The following is a 20,351-nucleotide window of genomic DNA, read 5'->3' as shown; positions in this document are numbered from 1 at the left end:
TGCTCAGGCCGCAGCCTTAGCCGATTCCTTCAACAACTGAGCAACACGCTCAGAAGGTTGTGCACCAACGCTCAGCCAGTAGGCTACGCGCTCTTGGTTCACGGACAGACGAACTTCCTGACCACGGGCAACAGGGTTGAAGAAACCAACCTGTTCCTTGTGGGAACCGTCACGCGGGTTGCGGCTGTCGGTTACGGTCAGGTGGTAAAACGGGCGCTTTTTGGAGCCGCCAAGGGCAAGACGGATTGTTAGCATGTGAACATCGTTCCTGTAGTCGGTGCTGCAAATCTAAATGCACAGCGGGCATAGGTGCCCGAAAGGCCGCATATTCTAAGGAATATCCGGACTTTTGCAAATGTCTTTTTCCGGCGCCTATCGGCATGCCATTCAGATCTGCCATGAAGCCGTCGTTGAAAACGGCCGGTCAGCGCCCGCCGATGGCGGGTTGGCTGGAGATCCCACGTCCCCGTGGGCAGCACCGGCATGACTGCCGGTGCCTGGATTCTTTACATCTTGGGCATGCCGCCGCCGGGCAACATACCGCCCATGCCGCGCATCATCTTGGCCATCCCGCCCTTGGCGGAGAATTTCTTCATCATCTTCTGCATCTGCTTGTGCTGCTTGATCAAGCGACCGATGTCCTGCACCTGGGTGCCGGAACCCATGGCGATACGGCGCTTGCGCGAACCGCTGATCAGGTCAGGGTCGCGGCGCTCGGCCGGGGTCATGGAATTGATGATGGCCTCCATCTGCTTGAACTGCTTTTCGGCCGCGCCCTGGGCATTGCCCATCTGCGCCAGGTTCACGCCACCGATGTTCGGCAGTTTGTCCATGAGCCCGCCAAGGCCGCCCATGTTCTTCATTTGTTGCAGCTGGTCGCGGAAGTCTTCGAGGTCGAAGCCCTTGCCCTTCTTCAGCTTCTTGGCCAGTTTGTCGGCCTTGTCCTTGTCGAGGGTCTGCTCGGCCTGCTCGATCAGGCTGAGCACGTCGCCCATGCCGAGGATGCGCGAAGCGATACGCTCAGGGTGGAACGGCTCGAGCGCTTCGCTCTTCTCGCCCATACCGATGAACTTGATCGGCTTGCCGGTGATGGCGCGCACCGACAGCGCGGCACCGCCACGGGCATCGCCGTCGACCTTGGTCAGGATCACACCGGTCAGCGGCAGTGCATCACCGAACGCCTTGGCGGTGTTGGCCGCGTCCTGGCCGGTCATGGCGTCGACCACGAACAGGGTTTCCACCGGGTTGATCGCGGCATGCAGCGCCTTGATCTCGCCCATCATCTCTTCATCGATGTGCAGGCGACCGGCGGTATCGACGATGACCACGTCGATGAATTTCAGTTTTGCTTCTTTAATAGCCGCCTGGGCGATGTCCACCGGCTTCTGGCTCAGGTCGGACGGGAAGAACGTCACGCCGATGTCATTGGCCAGGGTTTCCAGCTGCTTGATCGCCGCCGGGCGGTAGATGTCCGCGGACACCACCATCACCGACTTCTTCTTGCGCTCCTTGAGGAAGCGCGCAAGCTTGCCGGCCGTGGTGGTCTTGCCCGCGCCCTGCAGGCCTGCCATCAGGACCACGGCAGGTGGCACCGCGCTCAGGTTCAAGTCTTCGTTGGCGGCGCCCATCAGGCTTTCGAGTTCGGCCTGGACGATCTTCACGAACGCCTGGCCTGGCGTCAGGCTGCGCGACACTTCAGTGCCGACGGCGCGTTCCTTGACCGAATTGACGAAGTCCTTGACCACCGGCAGGGCGACGTCGGCTTCGAGCAACGCCATGCGCACTTCGCGCAGGGTGTCTTTGATGTTGTCCTCGGTCAGTTTCGCCTTGCCGGTGACATGGCGCAGCGTCTGCGAGAGACGGTCGGTTAGGTTTTCAAACATGCGCGATCCTTTCAGGCCCAGATGAGACCGGGATAATGGCGGCCCAGACCGTGAAAAATGTGCTCGGCGAGCCTGCGGCGTGGGCAGGTCGCGGATTATAGCGAAGATGCGTGCGACGTACAGCTTACTGTCAGTTGCGGTGGTCTTTCGTGCGATGGGGGTTCTATGCCAAACTCAGCGACTTTCGGGCCTGCCTAACAGGATTTATGCTCCCCTTGTCACCCAGCTTGCTTGCTACCCTCGCCGCCGCCTGCCTTTATGCCGCTGCGACCCTCTATCAAGGCACCCGCCTGGCCACCGGCGCCAAGGCGAACAAACGCCTGCTGGTCATGCTTGGCGTGCTGGCGGTGCTCGGCCACGCGGCCAGCCTTTATACCCACCTGATGACGCCAATCGGCCTGGGCCTGGACTTTTTCAACGCTGCCAGCCTGATCGCCGTGGCCGTGATCGCCCTGACGCTGATCGCCTGCTCGCGCATCCCGGTGGAAAACCTGCTGGTACTGCTCTTCCCGCTGGGGCTGGCCACGGTGCTGCTGGCGCAGTTCGCGCCGTCGGGCACGGTGCAAATCATCGACGAGGAGCCAGGCATCCTGGCGCACATCCTGCTGTCGATCCTCGCCTACGGCCTGTTCACCATTGCGGTGTTCCAGGCGCTGCTGCTGCTGGTGCAAGACCACCAACTCAAGCACAAGCACCCGTCCGGACTGATCCGCAACTTCCCGCCGCTGCAAACCATGGAAAGCCTGTTGTTTGGCTTCCTCTGGGCCGGCTGGACCCTGCTGTCGCTGTCGCTGATCTCCGGCTGGCTGTTTGTCGAGAACCTGTTCGCCCAACACCTGGTGCACAAGACCCTGCTGGCCTGCCTGGCGTGGGTGGTGTTCAGCGTGTTGCTGTGGGGGCGCAACCGGCTCGGCTGGCGCGGCCATAAAGCGATTCGCTGGACCCTGGCCGGTTTCTGCCTGCTGATGCTGGCTTATTTCGGCAGCAAGCTGGTCCGTGAATACATTCTGCATATCTGACGGACGGCCCTGATGGATACGTTGCCCGTGGGGCCACTGCTTGCTGTGCTGGTCGTGCTGATCCTCTGGTCAGCCCTGTTCACCGCGATCGAAGCCGCCCAGCTACACCTGCTGGCCCAGCGCAAGGCATCGCGCGCCAACGACAAACCGCCCGTGACGCTGAACTTCCCCCGGGACAGCCTGATTCTGTGCAATACCCTCTGCCGTACCCTGGCCGTGGTGCTCGGCACCTTGCTGGCGATTTTTACCTGGCTGGAAAACGGCCCGTGGGCGGCCTGGCTCGGCACCAGTGTGGCCCTGCTGGTCTTCGCCGATTACCTGCCGCGCACCCTGGCCATCCGTCAACCCGATGCGGTGCTGGCACTGGGCAATGCCCTGCTTGGCGTGCCATTGAAGATTCTTTATCCATTGGCCTGGCTGCTGAATGGCGTCAGTCAGTTGCTGCTGCGTCCGTTTGCCCGCAAGGCCAGCGCGGTCCAGCAAAGCGATGACGAAACATCCCTTGCACCGCGCAACGAGCACGAACCCGAACACCACGGCAGCCGCCTGCACACCCTTTCCGGCATCCACGCCCTGGACAACATTACCGTCAACGACATCCTCCTGCCGCGCAGTGAGGTCGATGGCATCAACCTTGATGACCCGATTGGCGAGATCATTGAACAGTTGCGCCTGAATCGTCGTACCCGTCTGCCGGTGTTCCACAGCGACATCAACCAGGTCGAGGCAGTACTCAACACCCGCCAGATCCGCCATCTGCTGGCAGACGCGAGCCTGACCAAGGAAGCGCTGCTGGCTGCCTGCCACGAACCTTACTTCGTGCCTGAGAGCACCCCGCTGCAGCTGCAATTGTTGAACTTCCACAAGCAGCAGCGGCGCCTGGGCATGGTGGTGGACGAATACGGCGAAGTATTGGGTATCGTCACCCTGGAGGACATCCTCGAAGAAATCGTCGGCGAATTCGAAAGTGAGCACAGCCTCGATAATCCCCACGTTCATCCCCAGCCCGATGGCCGCCTGATGATCGATGGCGCGGCGTCGATCCGTGAACTGAACCGGACCCTGGGCTGGCACTTGCCTTGCGATGGCCCCAAGACCCTCAACGGGCTGGTGACCGAAGCCCTGGAAACCATTCCCGAAAGCCCGGTATGCCTGAAGATCGGCCGTTATCGACTGGAAATCATCGAAACCGTGGACAACCGCGTCAGCCAGGTGCTGGTGTGGCATAACAGTTCGGTGCCCGCTGCTCTCTAAACCCGTGGCGAGGGAACTTGCTCCCTCGCCACGGGGTTCTTCGCAAGCTTCACTATTTTGTGGCTCACTTGTCGAATCGTTAGCCCCCTTCCTATACTCAACCCGCTTACCCAGCCCCGCCCGAATCCTGTGCTTACCCCGCACTCAGCCGGTTCCGGCCAGACCATCGGCAAAATCCGCATCAGCCCTGCGACTGTTCCTACCTGAAACAGCGAAAGCGGCCTAACCCACATCCCTGGGTGTTCGACCATAATAATTCGCTCCAACGGAGCACATGACTGTCAGGGATAAGCGCATGACGACCACCACCTGCAATGACGCTGTGTCGGCCCAGCCGACGAACTCCGCCACCCGCGTGGCGACCGCGAGTTTCATCGGCACCGCCATCGAGTTCTACGACTTCTATGTATACGCCACGGCCGCGGCCCTGGTGATCGGGCCGGTGTTCTTTCCTCAAACCTCAGGCACGGCACAGATGCTGTCGTCCTTCCTGACCTTCGGCATCGCCTTCCTCGCCCGCCCACTGGGTTCTTTGTTGTTCGGCCACTTCGGCGACCGGATCGGGCGCAAGTCCACGCTGGTGGCCTCCCTGTTGCTGATGGGCGTGTGCACCACCCTCATCGGCGTGCTGCCGGGTTACGCCAGCATTGGCGCGTGGGCTCCGATCCTGCTGTGCCTGCTGCGGTTCGGCCAGGGCCTGGGGCTGGGCGGTGAATGGGGCGGCGCGGCACTGCTCGCCACCGAGAACGCGCCCAAAGGCAAACGCGCCTGGTTCGGCATGTTCCCGCAATTGGGGCCATCCATCGGCTTCCTGGCGGCCAACGGCTTGTTCCTGACCCTGGCCATGACCCTGGACGACGAGCAGTTCCGCTCCTGGGGCTGGCGGATTCCGTTCCTGCTCAGTGCCGTGCTGGTGATCGTCGGCCTCTATGTGCGGCTCAAGCTCCACGAAACCCCGGTATTTGCCAACGCCATGGCCCGCCAGGAGCGGGTGAAGGTGCCGTTGGTCGAGCTGTTCAGCCAGTACTGGGCACCGACGCTGCTGGGCGCGGCGGCGATGGTGGTGTGCTACGCGCTGTTCTACATCTCGACGGTATTTTCCCTGAGCTACGGCGTGTCCACTCTCGGCTACAGCCGTGAAACCTTCCTGGGCCTGTTGTGCTTTGCCGTGCTGTTCATGGCCGCCGCTACGCCGTTATCCGCCTGGGCCAGCGACCGTTACGGCCGCAAACCGATATTGATCATCGGTGGCGTGCTGGCAACTGCCTCGGGTTTCCTCATGGAACCCTTGTTGACCCACGGCTCCACCGGCGGCGTGGCGCTGTTCCTGTGCATCGAGTTGTTCCTGATGGGCGTGACCTTCGCGCCCATGGGCGCCTTGCTGCCGGAGCTGTTTCCAACCCATGTGCGCTACACCGGCGCGTCGGCAGCCTACAACCTGGGTGGCATCGTCGGCGCCTCGGCGGCCCCGTTCTTCGCCCAGAAACTGGTGGCGATGGGTGGTTTGAGCTACGTCGGCGGTTATGTCTCGGGGGCTGCGGTGCTCAGCGTGATCGCCGTGCTGTGCCTGAAAGAGACACGTCATAACGATTTGAACCGGGTCGCCTGAACATCGGTCCGGGCCCTGCAACGGGCCCGGCCCCAACCTGTCACGCGCCTGAACAACCGCCAATGAAATAACAGCTAACAAACGCCCACCATTGAAACCACCCCCCACCTGCCCCATCTAAGACCCATACTCCATTGCGCAGGTGCCCCATGAGCGACCAGCACTCTACTGAAGCCGCGAACGATTACGCTGATCCCGAACACATCGAGCACACCTCCTCCGGCACCGGCCTGGCGCTGCCTGGCCAGAACCTGCCGGACAAGGTCTACATCATTCCCATCCACAATCGTCCGTTCTTCCCGGCCCAGGTGTTGCCGGTCATCGTCAATGAAGAACCGTGGGCCGAAACCCTGGAGCTGGTGGCCAAGTCCGAACATCACTCCCTGGCGCTGTTTTTCATGGACACGCCCCAGGAAGACCCACGCCATTTCGACACCTCCGCGCTGCCGCTGTACGGCACGCTGGTCAAAGTGCATCACGCCAGTCGCGAGGGCGGCAAACTGCAGTTCGTTGCCCAGGGCCTGACCCGCGTGCGCATCCGCACCTGGCTCAAGCACCATCGCCCGCCCTACCTGGTGGAAGTCGAATACCCGCACCAGCCGAGCGAGCCGACCGACGAGGTCAAGGCCTACGGTATGGCGCTGATCAATGCGATCAAGGAACTGCTGCCGCTCAATCCGCTATACAGCGAAGAGCTGAAGAACTACCTCAACCGCTTCAGCCCCAACGACCCTTCGCCGCTGACCGACTTCGCCGCCGCCCTGACCTCCGCTACCGGCAGCGAACTGCAGGAAGTGCTCGACTGCGTACCCATGCTCAAGCGCATGGAGAAAGTGTTGCCGATGCTGCGCAAGGAAGTCGAAGTGGCGCGGTTGCAGAAAGAGATCTCCGCTGAGGTCAACAACAAGATCGGCGAACATCAGCGCGAGTTCTTCCTCAAGGAGCAGCTCAAGGTCATCCAGCAGGAGCTGGGCCTGACCAAGGACGACCGCAGCGCCGATCTCGAACAGTTCAAACAACGGCTGGAAGGCAAAACCCTGTCGGCCCAGGCGCAGAAACGCATCGACGAGGAAATGAACAAACTCTCGATCCTGGAAACCGGCTCGCCGGAATACGCCGTCACCCGCAACTACCTCGATTGGGCCACCTCAGTGCCGTGGGGCGTGTACGGCCAGGACAAGCTCGACCTCAAACATGCGCGCAAGGTGCTCGACCAGCACCATTCGGGCCTGGGCGACATCAAGGACCGAATCCTGGAGTTCCTCGCCGTCGGCGCCTACAAAGGCGAGATCAGCGGCTCCATCGTGCTGCTGGTGGGCCCGCCAGGCGTGGGCAAGACCAGCGTCGGCAAGTCCATCGCCGAATCCCTGGGCCGACCGTTCTACCGCTTCAGCCTCGGCGGGATGCGCGACGAAGCCGAAATCAAGGGCCATCGGCGTACCTACATCGGTGCCCAGCCGGGCAAGCTGGTGCAGGCGCTTAAAGATGTCGAAGTGATGAACCCGGTGATCATGCTCGACGAAATCGACAAGATGGGCCAGAGCTACCAGGGCGACCCAGCCTCGGCACTGCTGGAAACCCTCGACCCGGAACAGAACGTCGAATTCCTCGATCATTACCTGGACTTGCGCCTGGACCTGTCGAAAGTGCTCTTTGTCTGCACCGCCAACACCCTGGACTCGATTCCCGGCCCGCTGCTGGACCGGATGGAAGTGATCCGTCTGTCGGGTTACATCACCGAGGAAAAAGTCGCCATCGCCAAGCGCCACCTGTGGCCCAAGCAACTGGCCAAGGCCGGCGTGTCCAAGGGCAGCCTGAGCATCAACGACAGCGCCCTCAAGGCCCTGATCGATGGTTATGCCCGGGAAGCCGGGGTACGGCAGCTGGAGAAACAGCTGGGCAAACTGGTGCGCAAAGCCGTGATGAAACTGATCGACGATCCGAAAGCGGTAATCAAGCTCGGGCCCAAAGACCTCGAAGCCTCCCTGGGCAAACCGGTGTTCCGCAACGAGCAGGTGCTGTCCGGCATCGGTGTGATTACCGGCCTGGCCTGGACCAGCATGGGCGGCGCGACCTTGCCGATAGAGGCGACGCGTATCCACACCCTCAATCGCGGCTTCAAGCTGACCGGGCAACTGGGGGACGTGATGAAAGAGTCGGCGGAAATCGCCCACAGCTACGTCAGTTCGCACTTGAAGCAATTTGGCGGCGATCCGAAGTTCTTCGACGAAGCGTTCGTCCACCTGCACGTACCGGAAGGCGCTACACCCAAGGACGGCCCGAGTGCCGGCGTGACCATGGCCAGTGCCTTACTGTCCCTGGCCCGTAACCAGGCACCGAAAAAAGGCGTGGCCATGACCGGCGAGCTGACCCTTACCGGGCATGTCCTGCCGATTGGCGGGGTGCGCGAGAAAGTGATCGCGGCGCGGCGGCAGAAAATCAATGAGCTGATCCTGCCGGAAGCCAACCGGGGCAATTTCGAAGAACTGCCGGATTACCTCAAGGAAGGTGTCACGGTGCACTTTGCCAAGCGGTTTGCGGATGTGGCCAAGGTGCTGTTCTGATAGTGCTGTAGCGCCTGTGCGGGCCCCATCGCGGGCAAGCCTTGCTCCCACAGGGTCAATGTCGCTCACAGATTGGGTGTGCGACAAAGATCCATTGTGGGAGCAAGGCTTGCCCGCGAAGGCGTCATCAGCACCACCCCATCCCCACCTGACACACCCAGTAGCATCTTCGGGTATGCTCGCCGTTCGTCGTGAATGCCGGAGCCATCGCCCTTATGTCCCTCACCCGCCTGTTCGTCCCCCTCAGCCTCGCTCTGCTGAGCGCCTGCGCCACGCAACCGAAACACAACGTGACCGTGGAAAAACTGAGCCAGTGCCCGGTGCGGCTCAACAGCGGGCAAAACCTGATCCTGAGCTTGCCCAGCAACCCCACTACGGGTTATCGCTGGGCAATCCAGGATTCGGCCGGTGGCGTGTTGAAAAGCCTGGGGCCGGAGGTTTACCGCAACCCGGAAGACGCCGGCATCGTCGGCGCCGCCGGGGTATCGACCTGGCGTTTCCAGGCGTTTGCCACCGGCACCGGTCGCTTGCGCCTGACTTATCAACAGCCCTGGGCGCCGGAAGTGCCGCCGGTGGAAACCTTCGACTGCGCCATTTCGGTGAATTGACCGTGGGCTGGCTGATCCTGGCACTGATGGGCGCGACCACCTACCTGTACGGCCTGACCGTGCATGCGTCGCTGCTGTGCCTGCTGGTCAAGCCGATGCCAGTCCTGGCGCTGCTCGGCTGGCTGCACGATGCGCCGCCCGGCGAATATCGGCGCTGGATCAGCCTCGGGCTGATGTTCTCGGTGGTGGGCGATGTGTTGCTGGCCTGGCCAGGGGATCTGTTCGTGTTCGGCCTGGGCGCGTTTCTGCTGGCGCACCTGGCCTACCTGAAAGCCTACCTCAGTGACTGCCGCCGCCCGGCGCTACTGGCGCTGGTCCTGGCTTTGGCTATCGGCGCAGTCCTGTTAGGGATCCTGATGTCGAACGGCCTCGGGCCGCTGTTGGTCCCGGTGACTGTCTATAGCTTGGCCATCAGCGCCATGCTCTGGCGAGCACTGGCGCGACTGGGCACCACGGTGCCCAAGCGTTCGGCCTGGCTGGCCGCCGCCGGGGCGCTGGCGTTTGTTTTCTCCGACAGCCTGATCGGCATCAACCGGTTCGTGTCGCCCTTCCATGCCGCGCCTTATTTGATCATCGTCAGTTATTGGCTGGGCCAGTGGGGGATTACGGCATCGGCGTTCCCTCAAAAGCGGCACTGAACAGAGATCAAAGTGGGAGCAAGCTCGCGCCCACAGGTTTTTTAGTTAAAATGCCGGCCTTTTCACCCCCCATGCCGCTGGAACCGCCGTGAGCAAAGAACCCGATCGTCTATTCGCCCAACCCCTGGCCCAGGTGCCTGACTTCGCCTTCAACGAGGACGTGGTGCGGGTGTTTCCGGACATGATCAAGCGTTCGGTGCCGGGTTACCCGACCATTGTCGAAAACCTCGGCGTGCTCGCCGCGCAATTCGCCCAGCCGGGCAGCGTGCTCTATGACCTGGGTTCGTCCCTGGGTGCGGTGACCCAGGCGCTGCGCCGCCATGTGCGCACCGACGGTTGCCGTGTGATCGCTGTGGATAACTCGGCGGCGATGGTCGAGCGTTGCCGCGAATACCTCAACGGCCAGGACTCGATGTTCCAGGAGCTGCTGCCCGTTGAAGTGATCGAAGGTGACATCCTGGCCCTGACGTTCCTGCCAGCCTCGGTGGTGGCGCTGAACTTCACCCTGCAATTCATCGCGCCGGACCAGCGCACCGCGCTGTTGAGCCGCATTCGCCAGTCGCTGCTGCCTGGCGGCGCCCTGATCCTTTCGGAAAAGTTGCGCTTCAACGACGCCGAGGAACATGCCCTGCTCACCGACCTGCATGTGGCGTTCAAGCGCGCCAACGGCTACAGCGAGCTGGAAATTGCCCAGAAACGCAGCGCCATCGAAAACGTCATGAAGCCCGACAGCCTCGAAGAACACCGCGAACGCCTGCTGGCGGCCGGGTTCTCGAAAGTCGTGCCGTGGTTCCAGTGTCTTAACTTCGCCTCGTTGATTGCCCTGCCATGATTGATCTGTCCCCCCTCGTCCGCCATCTGGCCGGCACGCCCCTGGCCGATTGGGCCGCGACGCTGCAGACGCAACTCGACAGCAAAATGGAAAAGGGCCATGGCGACCTGGAGCGCTGGCAGAGCGCCCTCGACGCCTTGCCGGTGCTGCAACCCAGCGAAATCGACCTGCTGAACAGCCTGACCCTCGACACCGACTGTTCTGACGAAACCCGTGCCCAGATGCGTACCGCACTGATGGGCCTGTCGCCATGGCGCAAAGGGCCGTTCGACCTGTTTGGCGTGCACGTGGACACTGAATGGCGCTCGGACTGGAAGTGGTCACGGGTGGCGCCGCACCTTGATCTCAAAGGCAAGCGCATCCTCGACGTGGGCTGCGGCAACGGTTATTACATGTGGCGGATGCTCGGCGCCGGAGCCGACACGGTGATCGGCGTCGACCCCAACTGGCTGTTCTTCTGCCAGTTCCAGGCGGTGCAGCGTTACCTTTCGCAGCCGAACGCCTGGCACCTGCCATTCCCGTTCGAGGCCTTGCCGCCGGAACTGGAAGGCTTCGACACGGTGTTTTCCATGGGCGTGTTCTACCATCGCCGCTCGCCGATCGAACATCTGCTGGCCCTCAAGGACTGCCTGGTCAAGGGTGGCGAACTGGTGTTGGAAACCCTGGTGATCGAAGGTGACGAACATCAGGTGCTGGTCCCCGAGGACCGCTACGCACAGATGCGCAACGTGTGGTTCCTGCCCTCGGTACCGGCCCTGGAACGCTGGCTGCGCCGCGCCGGATTCAGCGACGTGCGCTGTGTGGACGTGAGCTTGACCACCGTGGAAGAACAGCGCAGCACCGAGTGGATGAAATATCAGTCGCTGAGCGACTTCCTCGACCCCGCCGACCACAGCAAAACCATCGAAGGACTGCCGGCGCCGATGCGGGCGGTGATTGTGGCGCGGAAATAGCCCCAGCGTTCCAGGCACTGAAAATCATTGTGGGAGCGAGCTTGCTCGCGATAGCGGTCTGTCAGGCAACATCTTTCTTGAATGTCAGGCCATCATCGCGAGCAAGCTCGCTCCCACAACAGGTTCAGTCTGAAGGCTTGGCTCTACGGGCCTTGAAGAACTCACTCAACACCGTGCTGCACTCTTCAGCGAGCACCCCGCCCTCGAACATCACTCGATGATTCAGGAATCCCTGGTTGAAAAACTGCCCCTGGCTCTGGACGATGCCGGCCTTGGGTTCCAGGGCGCCGTAGACGACCCGCGCGATGCGTGAGTGGACGATCAGACCGGCGCACATGCTGCACGGCTCCAGCGTCACGTAGAGGGTGCTGCCGGGCAGGCGATAGTTGCTTACGGCCTGGGCGGCGGCGCGGATGGCGACCATTTCCGCATGGGCGCTGGGGTCGTGGCCGCTGATCGGGCAGTTGAAGCCGCGCCCGATGATCTCGCCGTCCTGCACCAGCACCGCGCCCACCGGTACTTCGCCCAGGGCCGCGCCTTTTGCGGCAAGGGCCAGGGCTTCGCGCATGAAGTCCTGGTCACGGCTGCGGTCGATGATTTTGGCGGGGCGAATCTGGCGCATCACGCCACCTCGATGGCGGCCATCAGGCCGGTTTCCATGTGGTCGATCACATGGCAATGGAACATCCACACCCCGGGGTTATCCGCCACCAGCGCCACCTGCGCCCGCTCGTTCTTGCCCAGCAGGTAGGTGTCGGTGAAATACGGGATGACCTTGTGCCGGTTGGACGCAATCACCTTGAAGCTCATGCCGTGCAAATGAATCGGGTGCTGGTACTGAGTCATGTTCTTCAATTCGAAAATGTAGCTCTGGCCTTTCTTCAACGTGGCGATTGGCCGGTCGGCGCAGGTCTTGTCGGTGATGTCCCAGGCCTTGCCGTTGATCTGCCACAGGCTCGGCGGCTTGCCATTGTCGACGTTGACCGACACCGAGCCAACCCATTCGAAATTGAAGTTGAGTTTCTCGGCATTGGCCAGGTCCGGCTCGGACACCGGGTTAGCGGGCAGTGCCGGCGGCCACTGGGTCGGCGCGTCACTGTTGGGCACCGAACGCAAGGTTCCCAGGCGCACCGGGCCATTGCGCAACGAAAGCTCTTCCCCGGCCGGCGGCGCCTTGATCGCCAGGCAAATGCGCATGCCCGGGCCAAGCCAGTATTCCTTGCCCAACGGGCGCGGTTCGATCGGGTTGCCGTCCAGCGCATAGATCTGCGCTTCAACGCCCGGAATATTGATCCGGTAGGTCAGGGTGTTATCCAGGTTGAGCAAACGTACCCGGGTGATCTGCCCGGCCGGCAGCTCAATCACCGCCTCCGGCACGCCGTTGATGGTCGCCAGCCGCCCGGCCGTGCCGCCGCGCGCTGCCTCGCGGGGAATGCTGAAGGCGACGAACTCGCCTTGTTCATCCACATGCCAGCTCTTGAGGCTCAAGGTCTGTTCGTATTTGAACCCGGTGGGCTCGCGTTCTTCGATGATCAGCGGCCCCACCAACCCACGCCCGAGCTCTTCGCTGCTGTTGACGTGGGGGTGATACCAATAGCTGCCGGCGTCCGGCACGCGGAATTTGTAATCGAAGTACTCACCCGGCAACACCGGCAGTTGCGAGACATACGGCACGCCGTCCATCTCCAGCGGCAAGCGGATCCCGTGCCAGTGAATGGTGGTGGCGACCGGCAGGTGATTGATGAAGCGCACCCGCAACCATTCGCCCTGGCGCACCCGCAATTCAGTACCCGGCGCCGACGGCCCGAAGGCCCAGGCCTGGGTCTTGTGCCCGGCCACCAGCTCGACATCCAGGGGCGCCGCGATCAATTCATAGTCGTGACCGGCCTCGGCATCGGCCATCTTGCCCAGCCAATACCGCGAAGCACCTCCCGCACCCACGCCAACGACAACAAGACCGGCCAGGCCACCGAGTATTTGGCGACGGGTAAAGGACATGAACGCAAGCACCTCTGCAATTGCTGCGAACCGTAGGCCCGCAAAAGGCGAATACGATACACCTGCAATTGAGAAATATTAAGTGAAGGATTGTCGCGCCATCTCGCTCGAACAACGATGGCTGTCACCCAACCAAAGCTTCCAACTCCTTGAAAGCCTGGTTCGGTAACCGTCGGCCTTCTTTCGCAACGTTGACCTGCAAGGCCACCTGGGCCACATCCAACACGTCCTTGGTAAGCGAATAGTTGCCCCTGGCCTGCAGCCAGCTCAGAACGTCTGCCAAATGCCAGATAGATATACTCCCCTCGTGCGCGGGCGTCGGGAAGCTGCTTGGATAAGCCAACATCAACTTGTGCATGTTCTGCCGAGATACACCTACGATCTGCGCTACGTCGGCCAGAGCGCTAAGCACGGCCTTGACCGCATCAGGAGCATCACGAGTGAACTCCAGCGCCAGTCGTCCCGGCTGCCCGATGATAAGCGTTTCCCGCTGCGCTCTAAGGCGGGTAATCGTCGCGAAAGGTGACGGCACTGCCCTCCCTACACTGTCCCAGTATGTCATTGCGGTTGGAGGCGGGAAGAAGCTTGGAATTGGCCAGCGAAAATGAAAAAAGCCCTGTGGAAGTTATCCACAGGGCTTTTGATCAAGGCAGGTGCCGGAGGCAATATAAGGACCGTCAGCGGTACCTATATTTATTTACGCCTGACTCATTCCCACTCAATCGTCGCCGGCGGCTTGCTCGACACGTCATACGTCACGCGAGAAATACCTTCGATTTCGTTGATGATGCGCCCGGAAACGGTTTCTAGCAGCTCGTATGGCAGGTGCGCCCAGCGAGCGGTCATGAAGTCGATGGTTTCCACGGCACGCAGGGCCACGACCCAGGCGTAGCGACGGCCATCACCAACCACGCCAACGGATTTCACCGGTTGGAACACCACGAACGCCTGGCTGACCTTGTGGTACCAGTCGGCCTTGCGCAGTTCTTCGATGAAGATGTGGTCGGCGCGACGCAGCAGGTCGGCGTATTCCTTCTTCACTTCACCGAGGATCCGCACGCCCAGGCCCGGGCCTGGGAATGGGTGGCGGTAGACCATGTCGTACGGCAGGCCCAGTTCCAGGCCGAGGCGACGCACCTCATCCTTGAACAGTTCGCGCAGCGGTTCGACCAGCTTGAGGTTCATCTCTTCCGGCAGGCCACCGACGTTGTGGTGGGACTTGATCACGTGGGCCTTGCCGCTCTTGGCGCCGGCCGACTCGATCACGTCGGGGTAGATGGTGCCCTGGGCCAAGTACTTGATGTTGTCCAGCTTGCAGGATTCGGCATCGAACACGTCGATGAAGGTGCGGCCGATGATCTTGCGCTTCTTCTCCGGGTCGGACTCGCCGGCCAGGTTGTTCAGGAACTGCTCTTCGGCGTTGGCGCGGATCACCTTGACGCCCATGTTCTCGGCGAACATGGCCATCACTTGCTCGCCTTCGTGCAGGCGCAGCAGGCCGTTGTCGACGAAGACGCAGGTCAGCTGGTCGCCGATGGCCTTGTGCAGCAGCGCGGCGACCACCGAGGAGTCCACACCGCCGGACAGGCCGAGCAGCACATTGTCGGTACCGACCTGGGCACGCACCTGGGCGATGGCGTCTTCAGCGATCTTCGACGGGGTCCACAGGGCTTCACACTCGCAGATGTCGAGGATGAAGCGCGACAGGATGCGGCCGCCCTGCTTGGTGTGGGTCACTTCCGGGTGGAACTGCACGCCGTAGTAACGGCGGTCATCGTTGAACATGCCGGCGATCGGGCAGCTCGGGGTGCTGGCCAGGATGTGGAAGTCTTCCGGCATCCTGGTGACCTTGTCACCGTGGCTCATCCACACGTCGAGACCGAACAGGCCGTCGGCGTCGATATGGTCTTCGATGCCGTCCAGCAGACGGCTCTTGCCGACCACGTCAACGCGGGCATAACCGAACTCACGCAGGTCGGAACCTTCTACCTTGCCGCCCAGCTGTTCAGCCATGGTCTGCATGCCGTAGCAGATGCCGAAGACCGGCACGCCCAGGTCGAACACCGCTTGCGGGCAGCGCGGGCTGTTGGCTTCGTGCACGGACTCGGGGCCGCCGGCGAGGATGACGCCTTTAGGCGCGAATTCGCGAATCGCTTCGTCATCCATGTCGAACGGATGCAATTCGCAGTACACGCCGATTTCACGCACGCGGCGGGCAATCAGCTGGGTGTACTGGGAACCGAAGTCGAGGATCAGGATGCGGTGAGCGTGAATGTCGAGGGCCATGACTCATTCTCATGTAGTGAATCAGAAACAACTCGGGGCTGAATGAACAGCCCCGGTGATTAACGTTTTACTGAAGGCCTTAACCTACGCGGTAGTTCGGCGCTTCCTTGGTGATCTGTACGTCGTGGACATGGGACTCGGCCATGCCGGCACCGGTGATGCGCACGAATTCCGGCTTGGTGCGCATCTCTTCGATGTCGGCGCTGCCGGTGTAGCCCATGGAAGAACGCAGGCCGCCCATCAGTTGATGGATGATGGCGCTCAGGGTGCCTTTGTACGGCACGCGACCTTCGATGCCTTCCGGCACCAGCTTCTCGGCACCCGCGGAGGAGTCCTGAAAGTAACGGTCGGAAGAGCCCTGGGCCTGGGACATGGCGCCCAGCGAACCCATGCCACGGTATGCCTTGTAGCTACGGCCCTGGAACAGCTCGATCTCGCCTGGTGCTTCTTCAGTACCGGCGAACATCGAACCCATCATCACACAGGAAGCACCGGCAACGATGGCCTTGGACAGGTCACCGGAGAAACGGATGCCGCCGTCAGCGATCAACGGTACGCCCGTGCCTTCAAGGGCCGCGGCGACGTTGGCGATGGCGCTGATTTGCGGCACGCCGACACCGGCGACGATGCGGGTGGTGCAGATCGAACCCGGGCCGATACCGACCTTGACCGCGTCGGCGCCAGCTTCGGCCAGGGCCTTGGCGGCAGCGCCAGTGGCGATGTTGCCGCCGATCACCTGCACTTCAGGGAAGTTCTGCTTGACCCAACGAACGCGATCGATCACACCTTTGGAATGGCCGTGGGCAGTGTCGACCACCACCACGTCTACGCCAGCATTGACCAGGGCGGCGACACGGTCACCGGTGTCCTTGCCGGTACCGACCGCAGCGCCGACGCGCAGGCGACCCTGGTCGTCCTTGCTGGCCAGCGGGTAAGCCTTGGCTTTTTCGATGTCGTTGACGGTCATCATGCCCTTGAGGGCGAATTTGTCATCGACGATCAGCACGCGCTCGATGCGGTGCTTGTGCAACAACTCACGGACGGCGTCCTTGCTGATGCCTTCCTTGACCGTGACCAGGCGCTCTTTAGGCGTCATCACTTGGCGGACGGTGGCATCCAGGCGGTTCTCGAAACGCACGTCGCGGGAAGTGACGATGCCGACCAGGTCGCCATCGTGCAGCACCGGAACGCCGGAGATGTTGTGCATGCGGGTCAGTTCGAACAGATCGCGAACCGTGGCGTCAGCCTCGATGGTGATCGGATCCTTGACCACGCCCGCCTCGAACCGCTTGACCTTGCGCACTTCGGCGGCCTGCTGTTCGATGGTCATGTTCTTGTGGATGATCCCGATACCGCCTTCCTGGGCCATGGCAATGGCCAGACGGGCTTCGGTCACGGTGTCCATGGCGGCGGAAACCAACGGGATATTCAGTTCGATGCCACGGGTGAGACGGGTTTTGAGACTGACTTCGTTAGGCAGTACTTCGGAATAACCGGGCACTAGGAGAATGTCGTCGAAGGTCAGAGCTTCTTGGCTGATACGCAGCATCGCGGGGGCTCCCGAGCGGGAAAATGGAAGCGCGCCATTATACTCATGGACCCTGTCTGGCTCAATGTAAAACTCTGTCTATTATTGCCGGGGTGATCGATGGGCTAAATCAATGCCTGGCTGCCCGCTCCCACAGGGGTTATTACGGCGCCCCTACAATTGCACCTTCACCCAACTCACCGGCTGATCCAGCCAATCGGCGAACTCATCCAGAAACGCCTGCTTGAACCCCGCCTCCAGCCAGTTATTGAAAATGAACCCCAGGTTCGAGAACCCACAGGGCTGCAGGAACAGAAAGCCATTGATGTCGTCTTCGTGTCCACATTCGGGGCAGGTGAAGTTGTCGGTGCGGGCCGGCATCCAGTCTTCCAGGCTTTCGAACAACGCCTCGCCGATTTCCTTGCGGCACTCGGCGCAGCCGGCCTCTTCCAGAAACCCCTTGGCCGGGGTGTAGATGCAACGCTTGGTGATGATTTCCAGGCCATTGATCGCCTCGCCGAACGGCAAGGCTTCAGGGCGCATGACCACGTCGCGGGCGCCAGGGGCGATGGCGTGGGCCATGCGATTGCCGGTGCGCCCGCAGGTGGTCAGTTGTTCTTCGACGATATTCTTGCGCACCAGCCAGCGCACAATCGCCCGGGCCCGAGGCTCGTGGACCGGCAGGGTGGAAATTTTCGGGACGATGATGCTTTGCGAATTCATGGCGGGGCCTGGCGGTTTCTCTGGCTGGGGCTATTGGTAGGGGGCGGCAGCTTAATCCCTGGCCAAGCCAGGTCAAGCACTCAGGTACCGGCCGATCAATGCGATGCCGCTGGCGAGCACCAGCCAGGTCACCAGGCGCACGAACGTCTCGTGTGACATTCGCAGGGTCAGGCGACGGCCCACCCACAGCCCCAGCGCCATGGCCGGTAACAAACACAGCGCCAGTATCAATAAGGGTAGCTCGGCATACACCCCCGCGACAGCGAACAAGCCCAGGCGCACCACGGTACTGCAACTGATCAGCGCGCTTTGGGTGGCGCGGGCCGCTTCCTTGGACAAGCGGCTGTTCAGGTAGATGGCATATAAAAAGCCGCCACTGCCAAACAATGCGCCGAACATCCCGCCCACCGTGCCCATCGGGAACGCCCACAACGCCGACAACTGCGCCGGCCGTCTTTTTATCGACAGGCTGTAGATCGCATAGCTGCAGATGAACAGCCCCATCAACAGCAACAACAGGTCGGATTTGAGGTTGAGCAGGAAAATCACCCCCAGGGTGCAGCCCACCGCCATGCAGGGCAGCAACCGCAGCAGCTCCGGTCGGGAGACGTCCCGGCGCGATGGCAACAGGTTGCCGAAGGCCGCGACAAAATCGAGCAAGACCAGCAACGGAATGATTTTCGACAGTGGCATGAACAACAGTAGGATGGGGGCGGCCACCAACGCCGTGCCGAACCCGGCGATGCCGAACACGATGTAGGCCAGGGCGATGGCCAGGCCGATCACCAGCCATTGCGTTGGCGCGAATGCCCATTGGCCTAGCCATGACAGAAGATCCATTGCCGACTTCCTTGATGACGAAGCGGGCGACTTTAGCCAGATCCTGTGGGGTACATCCAGCATTTGTGGTGACTGATCCATCACCTTCGCGAGCAAGCCCGCTCCCACATTGGTTCCGTGTGCGCCCAATCCTGTGGGAGCGGGCTTGCTCGCGAAGGCGGCGACTCGGTCTGACAGGAGGAATTATCTGCACACATGGAGATTCACCGGCGAATGCCCTTATCATGCCGCCCATGATTAAAGATCCCTTTGCCCGACTGGGCCTGGACCGCGAGGTCCTGACTGTCAGCCAGCTCAACGGCCGTGCGCGGGTGTTGCTCGAAGACGTGTTCAGCAACATCTGGGTCGAGGGCGAGATCTCCAACCTTGCCCGTCCGGCCTCCGGCCACGTGTATTTCACCCTCAAGGACAGCGGCGCCCAGGTGCGTTGCGCGCTGTTCCGGCAGAACGCCGCGCGGGTGCGCCAGGCCTTGAAAGACGGGCTGGCGGTGAAGGTGCGCGGCAAGGTCTCGCTGTTCGAGGGCCGTGGCGACTACCAACTGATCCTCGACACCGTGGAGCCGGCTGGCGACGGTGCCCTGCGCCTGGCCTTCGATGCCCTGAAGGAAAAGCTCAGCGCCGAAGGCCTGTTCAGCGCCGAGCGCAAGGTGCCGCTACCGGCCCACCCGCAACGCATCGGCATCATCAGCTCGCCCACCGGTGCGGTGATCCGCGACATCATCAGCGTCTTCCGCCGCCGGGCGCCGCAAATTGCCCTGACCCTGATTCCCACCGCCGTGCAGGGCCGCGAAGCCACCGCACAAATCGTCCGCGCCCTGAAACTGGCCGATGCCCGGGGTTTCGATGCGCTGATCCTGGCCCGGGGCGGCGGTTCGCTGGAGGACTTGTGGTGCTTCAACGAAGAAGCCGTGGCGCGGGCGGTGGATGCCTGCGTCACGCCGATCGTCAGCGCCGTCGGCCATGAGACCGACGTGTCCATCAGCGATTTCGTCGCCGACGTGCGCGCCCCTACCCCGTCCGCCGCAGCCGAACTGCTGGCCCCGGATGCAGGGGATCTGGTGCGCCGGGTCGAAAGCCTGCATCGCCGGCTGGTGATGCGCATGCGCGACCGCCTGATGCGCGATCAACTGCGCCTCGAGGGCCTGACCCGGCGCCTGCGCCATCCCGGTGAACGCCTGCGCCAGCAAGCCCAACGCCTCGACGACCTGGACATGCGCATGCGCCGGGCCTTCGAGCGCAGCCTCAACACCCGCCGCGAACGGCTGATCCGCCTGGAAACCCGCTTGGCCGGGCAACATCCGGGCCGGCAACTGGCGATGCTGCGCCAGCGCCTGGACAGCCTGGCCGAACGTCTACCCAGGGCCATGCGTGAAGGCTTGAAAGCGCGACGGGTGCAATTGCACAACCAGATGCAGACCTTGCACATCGTCAGCCCCCTGGCGACCCTTGGCCGGGGCTACAGCATTTTGCTCGACGAGCGCGGCCAGGCGATCCGCAGCGCCGGACAAACCCAGACCGGCCAACGCCTGACCGCCAAGCTCGGCGAAGGCGAACTGCTGGTGCGGGTCGAAGACAATCACCTGACGCCGGTCACCCTTTCTTTACTGGATTGATTC

The 20,351-nt window shown here is 62.1% G+C and carries 18 protein-coding genes; 9 read left to right on the top strand and 9 right to left on the bottom strand.

Annotation, left to right across the window (positions count from 1 at the left end; genetic code table 11):
- Positions 1–3: 3 nt before the first annotated feature.
- Complete coding sequence (gene rpsP, locus EPZ47_RS05405) at positions 4–255, bottom strand: 30S ribosomal protein S16 (protein WP_003198088.1); 252 nt, start codon at positions 253–255, stop codon at positions 4–6.
- Between the two features lie 251 nt (positions 256–506).
- Positions 507–1,883: a signal recognition particle protein gene (ffh, locus tag EPZ47_RS05400; RefSeq protein WP_135843856.1), complete on the bottom strand. Its 1,377-nt coding sequence runs from the start codon at positions 1,881–1,883 to the stop codon at positions 507–509.
- A 206-nt stretch (positions 1,884–2,089) separates the two neighbouring features.
- Here ffh and EPZ47_RS05395 point away from each other — a divergent pair, with 206 nt between their 5' ends.
- The 8 genes from EPZ47_RS05395 (at position 2,090) to cmoB (ending at position 11,360) form a co-directional block, all read left to right on the top strand.
- Positions 2,090–2,902 carry a cytochrome C assembly family protein gene (locus EPZ47_RS05395; protein WP_135843855.1) on the top strand — a complete coding sequence of 271 codons (813 nt, stop codon included), beginning with the start codon at positions 2,090–2,092 and terminating at the stop codon, positions 2,900–2,902.
- A 12-nt stretch (positions 2,903–2,914) separates the two neighbouring features.
- Positions 2,915–4,156 (top strand): HlyC/CorC family transporter, encoded by a 1,242-nt coding sequence (locus EPZ47_RS05390; RefSeq protein WP_135843854.1) that lies wholly within the window; start codon positions 2,915–2,917, stop codon positions 4,154–4,156.
- Positions 4,157–4,451: 295 nt separating this feature from the next.
- Positions 4,452–5,765 (top strand): MFS transporter, encoded by a 1,314-nt coding sequence (locus EPZ47_RS05380; RefSeq protein WP_135843852.1) that lies wholly within the window; start codon positions 4,452–4,454, stop codon positions 5,763–5,765.
- 149 nt (positions 5,766–5,914) lie between these two features.
- Positions 5,915–8,329 (top strand): endopeptidase La, encoded by a 2,415-nt coding sequence (gene lon, locus EPZ47_RS05375; protein ID WP_135843851.1) that lies wholly within the window; start codon positions 5,915–5,917, stop codon positions 8,327–8,329.
- A gap of 215 nt (positions 8,330–8,544) precedes the next feature.
- Positions 8,545–8,937 carry a protease inhibitor I42 family protein gene (locus EPZ47_RS05370; RefSeq protein WP_135843850.1) on the top strand — a complete coding sequence of 131 codons (393 nt, stop codon included), beginning with the start codon at positions 8,545–8,547 and terminating at the stop codon, positions 8,935–8,937.
- A 2-nt stretch (positions 8,938–8,939) separates the two neighbouring features.
- Complete coding sequence (locus EPZ47_RS05365) at positions 8,940–9,575, top strand: lysoplasmalogenase (RefSeq protein ID WP_135843849.1); 636 nt, start codon at positions 8,940–8,942, stop codon at positions 9,573–9,575.
- A gap of 88 nt (positions 9,576–9,663) precedes the next feature.
- Entirely contained in the window at positions 9,664–10,407 is a 744-nt protein-coding gene (cmoA, locus tag EPZ47_RS05360) for a carboxy-S-adenosyl-L-methionine synthase CmoA (protein ID WP_135843848.1), read from the top strand.
- Positions 10,404–11,360, top strand: coding sequence for a tRNA 5-methoxyuridine(34)/uridine 5-oxyacetic acid(34) synthase CmoB (gene cmoB, locus EPZ47_RS05355; protein ID WP_135843847.1), 957 nt, complete (start codon positions 10,404–10,406; stop codon positions 11,358–11,360). The genes cmoA and cmoB overlap by 4 nt, the downstream gene beginning before the upstream one ends.
- 124 nt (positions 11,361–11,484) lie before the next feature.
- Here cmoB and tadA read toward each other — a convergent pair whose 3' ends face one another.
- The 7 genes from tadA to EPZ47_RS05320 all read right to left on the bottom strand — a co-directional run bounded on the left by tadA (position 11,485) and on the right by EPZ47_RS05320 (position 18,735).
- A complete protein-coding gene (tadA, locus tag EPZ47_RS05350) occupies positions 11,485–11,982 on the bottom strand; it encodes a tRNA adenosine(34) deaminase TadA (protein ID WP_135843846.1) in 498 nt (165 codons plus the stop codon).
- Complete coding sequence (locus EPZ47_RS05345) at positions 11,982–13,358, bottom strand: multicopper oxidase family protein (RefSeq protein ID WP_135843845.1); 1,377 nt, start codon at positions 13,356–13,358, stop codon at positions 11,982–11,984. The genes tadA and EPZ47_RS05345 overlap by 1 nt, the downstream gene beginning before the upstream one ends.
- 124 nt (positions 13,359–13,482) lie before the next feature.
- Positions 13,483–13,920, bottom strand: a complete 438-nt coding sequence (locus EPZ47_RS05340) for a helix-turn-helix transcriptional regulator (protein WP_476705382.1) — start codon at positions 13,918–13,920, stop codon at positions 13,483–13,485.
- 146 nt (positions 13,921–14,066) lie between these two features.
- Positions 14,067–15,644, bottom strand: a complete 1,578-nt coding sequence (gene guaA / locus EPZ47_RS05335) for a glutamine-hydrolyzing GMP synthase (protein ID WP_135843844.1) — start codon at positions 15,642–15,644, stop codon at positions 14,067–14,069.
- 79 nt (positions 15,645–15,723) lie between these two features.
- Positions 15,724–17,193: an IMP dehydrogenase gene (gene guaB, locus EPZ47_RS05330; protein WP_135843843.1), complete on the bottom strand. Its 1,470-nt coding sequence runs from the start codon at positions 17,191–17,193 to the stop codon at positions 15,724–15,726.
- A gap of 153 nt (positions 17,194–17,346) precedes the next feature.
- Positions 17,347–17,895: a sugar ABC transporter ATPase gene (locus EPZ47_RS05325; protein WP_135843842.1), complete on the bottom strand. Its 549-nt coding sequence runs from the start codon at positions 17,893–17,895 to the stop codon at positions 17,347–17,349.
- A 72-nt stretch (positions 17,896–17,967) separates the two neighbouring features.
- On the bottom strand, positions 17,968–18,735 hold the full coding sequence (locus tag EPZ47_RS05320) for a sulfite exporter TauE/SafE family protein (RefSeq protein WP_135843841.1): 768 nt from the start codon (positions 18,733–18,735) through the stop codon (positions 17,968–17,970).
- Between the two features lie 233 nt (positions 18,736–18,968).
- Between EPZ47_RS05320 and xseA the strand changes: the two genes are divergently transcribed.
- Positions 18,969–20,348: an exodeoxyribonuclease VII large subunit gene (gene xseA / locus EPZ47_RS05315; RefSeq protein WP_135843840.1), complete on the top strand. Its 1,380-nt coding sequence runs from the start codon at positions 18,969–18,971 to the stop codon at positions 20,346–20,348.
- Positions 20,349–20,351: the final 3 nt, after the last annotated feature.

The sequence above is a fragment of the Pseudomonas viciae genome, assembly GCF_004786035.1.
GTDB classification, from domain to species: Bacteria; Pseudomonadota; Gammaproteobacteria; order Pseudomonadales; family Pseudomonadaceae; genus Aquipseudomonas; species Aquipseudomonas viciae.
This window is presented reverse-complemented; position numbering and strand designations above follow the sequence as displayed.